At 56.7% G+C, this 4,478-nt stretch carries 4 protein-coding genes; 2 read left to right on the top strand and 2 right to left on the bottom strand.

The window, feature by feature from the left end:
- Nucleotides 1-107: 107 nt before the first annotated feature.
- Both ppsR and MYY08_RS02510 read left to right on the top strand, forming a co-directional pair.
- The gene (ppsR, locus tag MYY08_RS02515; RefSeq protein ID WP_081981793.1) at nt 108-935 is read left to right on the top strand and encodes a posphoenolpyruvate synthetase regulatory kinase/phosphorylase PpsR; all 828 of its coding nucleotides are present in this window, start codon (nt 108-110) and stop codon (nt 933-935) included.
- Nucleotides 936-1,127: 192 nt separating this feature from the next.
- On the top strand, nt 1,128-2,174 hold the full coding sequence (locus tag MYY08_RS02510) for a 3-deoxy-7-phosphoheptulonate synthase (RefSeq protein WP_084970248.1): 1,047 nt from the start codon (nt 1,128-1,130) through the stop codon (nt 2,172-2,174).
- Nucleotides 2,175-2,318: 144 nt separating this feature from the next.
- On the opposite strand, the gene MYY08_RS02505 is transcribed toward MYY08_RS02510, so the two are convergent.
- On the bottom strand, nt 2,319-3,758 hold the full coding sequence (locus MYY08_RS02505) for a protein adenylyltransferase SelO (RefSeq protein WP_288012933.1): 1,440 nt from the start codon (nt 3,756-3,758) through the stop codon (nt 2,319-2,321).
- 76 nt (nt 3,759-3,834) lie between these two features.
- Nucleotides 3,835-4,478 (bottom strand): EAL domain-containing protein (locus tag MYY08_RS02500; RefSeq protein WP_288012930.1); only part of this gene is annotated, 644 nt, incomplete at its 5' end.

Genomic DNA, 4,478 nt, shown 5'->3' with positions numbered 1-4,478 from the left:
AATTAATTATTAATGAAACTTTAATTTTATCAGGTCAGGAGATTGCCGATTGCCTTCTTTGGCGTTATCCGCCAGGCTCAACGCATCCTGCATAAGAGAGAATAAACATGACGGCAGAACGCAGCGTTTTTTGTATTTCCGATGGAACCGCTATTACGGCCGAGGTGCTGGGCCATGCGGTGCTGTCGCAGTTTCCGGTCGCCACCAACAGTTTTACCCTGCCCTTTGTGGAAAATGTGCAGCGCGCCCAGGCGGTAAAAGCGCAAATCAATGCCATTTATCAACAAAGCGGAGTACGGCCGCTGGTCTTTTTTTCTATCGTGCAACCGGAAGTGCGCGAAGTGATTTTACAAAGCGACGGCTTTTGTCAGGATATCGTTCAGGCGCTGGTCGCGCCTTTGCAGCAGGAGTTGGGCATGGCGCCTGCGCCGGTCGCTCACCGCACCCACGGTCTCACCGCCAGCAATCTCGGCAAATATGACGCGCGCATCGCAGCGATCGATTACACCCTGGCGCACGATGACGGCATTTCTCTGCGCGGCCTGGATGAGGCGCAGGTGATTTTACTGGGCGTCTCCCGCTGCGGTAAAACGCCCACCAGCCTCTATCTGGCGATGCAGTTCGGCATACGCGCCGCTAACTACCCTTTTATCGCCGATGATATGGATAACCTGAAGCTGCCGCCAGCGCTTAAACCTCATCAGCACAAGCTGTTTGGCTTAACCATCGATCCTGAACGGCTGGCGGCGATTCGCCAGGAGCGCGCGGAAAATAGTCGCTACGCCTCCATGCGCCAGTGTCGGCTGGAAGTGGGTGAAGTAGAGGCGCTGTTTCGCTCCCATCAGATCCGCTATCTCAACAGCACTAACTATTCGGTTGAGGAGATCGCCACCAAGATTCTCGACATTATGGGGCTCACCCGTCGCATGTATTAACCCCTGCGCGGGCGGCGAAGGCGATCGGAGCGCTGGCTACGCGTGTTCAGCTGCCTTCGCCGTTGCGATAACCCAGGGGCGCGGCGCCTTTTACCTCTTACAGGCGGTTGAATTTACGGCTGATTGGTTTATTGTGATCGTCATCACTTCCCGGCACTTCAGCCGCTGCGAAGACAAATTTCCGAGACAGCAATGAACAAAACTGACGAACTGCGCACCGCGCGCATCGATAGCCTGGTGACGCCTGCCGCGCTGGCGCAGCAATACCCAATTACAAATAGCATCGTTGAAAACGTTACCGCTGCCCGCCAGCGCATCGCGCGCATTCTGGCTGGCGACGATCCGCGTTTGCTGGTGATAATCGGCCCCTGCTCGCTGCATGACCCGCGCGCCGCGCTCGATTACGCCGCCCGACTCAAAGCTCTGCATGACAAATATCACTCCCGGCTGGAAATCGTCATGCGCACCTATTTCGAAAAACCGCGCACCGTAGTGGGCTGGAAGGGACTGATTTCCGATCCCGGCCTCGATGGTTCATTCCGCGTTAATGACGGCCTGGGCATTGCGCGCAAGCTGCTGCTCGATATTAACGCGCTCGGCCTGCCGACGGCGACGGAGTTTCTCGATATGGTGATCGGCCAGTTTATTGCCGATTTAATCAGCTGGGGCGCAATCGGCGCCCGCACCACTGAAAGTCAGATCCACCGTGAAATGGCCTCGGCGCTCTCCTGTCCGGTCGGGTTCAAAAACGGCACCGACGGCAATACGCGCATCGCTGTCGACGCGATCCGCGCCGCCAGGGTCAGCCATATGTTCCTGTCGCCGGATAAAAACGGGCAGATGACCATCTATCAGACCAGCGGCAACCCGTCCGGCCACATTATTATGCGCGGCGGCAAAACACCGAACTACCATCCGCAGGATATCGCCGCGGCGGTGGCCAGCCTGCGCGAATTCGGTCTGCCTGAACAGCTGGTAGTCGATTTCAGCCACGGCAACTGCCTGAAGCAGCACCGCCGCCAGCGCGACGTAGCGACGTCAGTGGCGCAGCAGATCCGCGACGGATCGCGCGCTATCGGCGGCGTGATGATTGAAAGCTTTTTGCAGGAAGGCAACCAGCCGGTAGTCAGCGGACAACCGCTGAACTATGGTCAGTCGATTACCGATCCCTGCCTCGGCTGGGAAGACAGCGAAGCCGTGCTGGCACTGCTGGCTGACGCGGTCGACAGCCGTTTCTGACGGCGAGCCGCCGTTTGCTGTGGACGCGCGTCCTGTAAAAGGCGAATCCTTGTCGGATGCCGCGTAACGCGCAGAATAAAAAAGCCGGTCGCTGACCGGCTTTTTTGCGTCACGCTCGCGCCTTACGCTGCGCAGAAGCGCGGCTTAGCTAGAGCAGCTCACCGAGATTTTTTTACTCCAGTCCGGCGGACGCTTCGTGAAGTCGGCAAATTCAGGCGCATCGCTGAAGGGATTTGAAAGCGCCTGATGCAGATGCTTCAGCATGCTGATATCGCCCTGCTCCGCGCCTTCAATCGCCTGCTGCGCCAGGTAGTTACGCAAAATCACCGCTGGATTCGCAGCCTTCATCTGCCGCTGGCGCGTCTCGTCGCTGCTTTCATCTTTCAGCAGGCGCTGCTGATAGCGCTGGAACCAGGCGTCAAACGCGTCACGATCGATAAATTCGTCGCGCAGCGGCGAACGGCTCTCCCGCTGCTGTACCTCGCTGAGCATGCGGAAGGTGCGGGTATAGTCGCTGCCCTCCTGACTCATTAACGCCAGCAGGCCGGTCAGAAGTTCGTTATCCTCCTGCTGCGGCGTCAGGAAGCCCAGTTTAGCGCGCATCTTCTCGCCCCAGGCCGCCATCAGCGCGGGCTCGTAATGGCCTAACGCCTGCTTAAGCTGTTCGGTAGTTAATAGATCGGATAACGCATGCGCCAGGCGGTTAAGGTTCCACAGGCCGATCATCGGCTGATTGTCGAAGGCGTAACGCCCCTGATAATCGGAGTGGTTGCAGATATAGCCCGGCTGATATTCATCGAGAAAGCCGTAGGGGCCGTAATCGAGCGTCATGCCCAGCACCGACATATTATCGGTATTCATAACGCCATGCGCGAAGCCGACGCTTTGCCAGGCGGCGATAAGCCGCGCAGTGCGCTCCACCACATCGGTAAACCAGAGAAGATAGCGGTCCGCTTCTTGCTCCAGCGCGGGCCAGTGATGACGAATCATGTAATCCGCCAGCTGACGCACTTTTTCCGGCTGGCCGTTATAGAAAAAGTGTTCAAAATGGCCGAAGCGCGCATGGCTTTCCGCCACGCGCAGCAGCATCGCGCCGCGCTCTTTGGTTTCACGATAAACAGGCTCATCGCTGACGACGATAGTCAACGCCCGGCTGGTGGGAATGCCAAGATAGTGCAGCGCCTCGGAAGCGAGAAACTCGCGGATGGCCGAGCGCAGCACGGCGCGTCCGTCGCCCATGCGTGAATAAGGCGTCAGGCCTGCGCCCTTCAGATGCCAGTCAAATTTCCGTCCGTCGCTGAGCTGCTGTTCGCCCAACAGAATGCCGCGCCCGTCGCCCAACTGTCCGGCCCAGACGCCGAACTGATGTCCGCTGTAGACCTGCGCCAGCGGCTGCATGCCGGGCAGCAGCGTTTCGCCGCTCCAGACGCCCTGCTTCTCCGGCGTGAACCAGCTGTCGTCCAGCTCCAGTTCACGCGCCAGCGCCTCGCTATGATAAAGCAGGCGCGAATTAGCGAGCGGAGTGGGATTCAGCGCGGTATAAAATCCGCTTAATTCGTTATGCCAGGTGTTATTGAACTCCATGCTGCCTCCGTTTACCGCATTAAGGTTTAAGTGTAACCCTAAGTGGCGCGGGAGGCAGGGAAAACGGGTGGCTTTCTCAGCACTGGCCGCCGGAAAAACCGTTCGGCGGCTCGGTTAATGTCGTCAGCTGATTTTCCGGCACCGGTGGAAACAGCGCGCCCTGAAGACCGGAAAAAGGAAAAGGCGCCACTTTTTCCAGCGTAGTGAGGTCATCAACGCCCTGTACAATAAACTGTCGACAGTGATCGCCAATCTGATGCGTTACCGCTTTTAAAATAGCGCTAAAAGAGGCGCGCTTCAGTGTCTGTTGCAGAAAATGCCGGTCCAGCTTAATGCGCGTAAAGAGATTATCATATACCGCTTTTGCCGGCGCTTTGCCGGCGCCGAAATTATTCAGCGTTAATGTGAAATTATCGCTTAGTGTGCTTAATACAGGGTTATCCCTGCCCAATTTAAAATCAGGGAAAGTTTCACTAAGCGCTAATTCCAGCGCAGAGAGCGGGCGTAATTTACGTAACAGGAACTCGCTCGATAAAATGGTCCGGGCCATCGTTTCATCGAGACTCAATATCACCGCAATATTATTCTGAATAAAAAAGTCATGGTATTGCTCGATAAGCGTGATCTGCTTCTGCAGCGTCAGCAGGCGCTGATCGTCATCAAGCTGCGCCAGTAAAATATCTTGCGGCACCGATACATTATGAGAAGAATGAATAAAGC

Origin of the sequence: Mixta sp. (genome assembly GCF_024610815.1) — a bacterium.
GTDB lineage: Bacteria > Pseudomonadota > Gammaproteobacteria > Enterobacterales > Enterobacteriaceae > Mixta > Mixta calida.
Note: the sequence above shows the minus strand (reverse complement) of the source record. Positions and strands in the feature narration are given on the sequence as shown.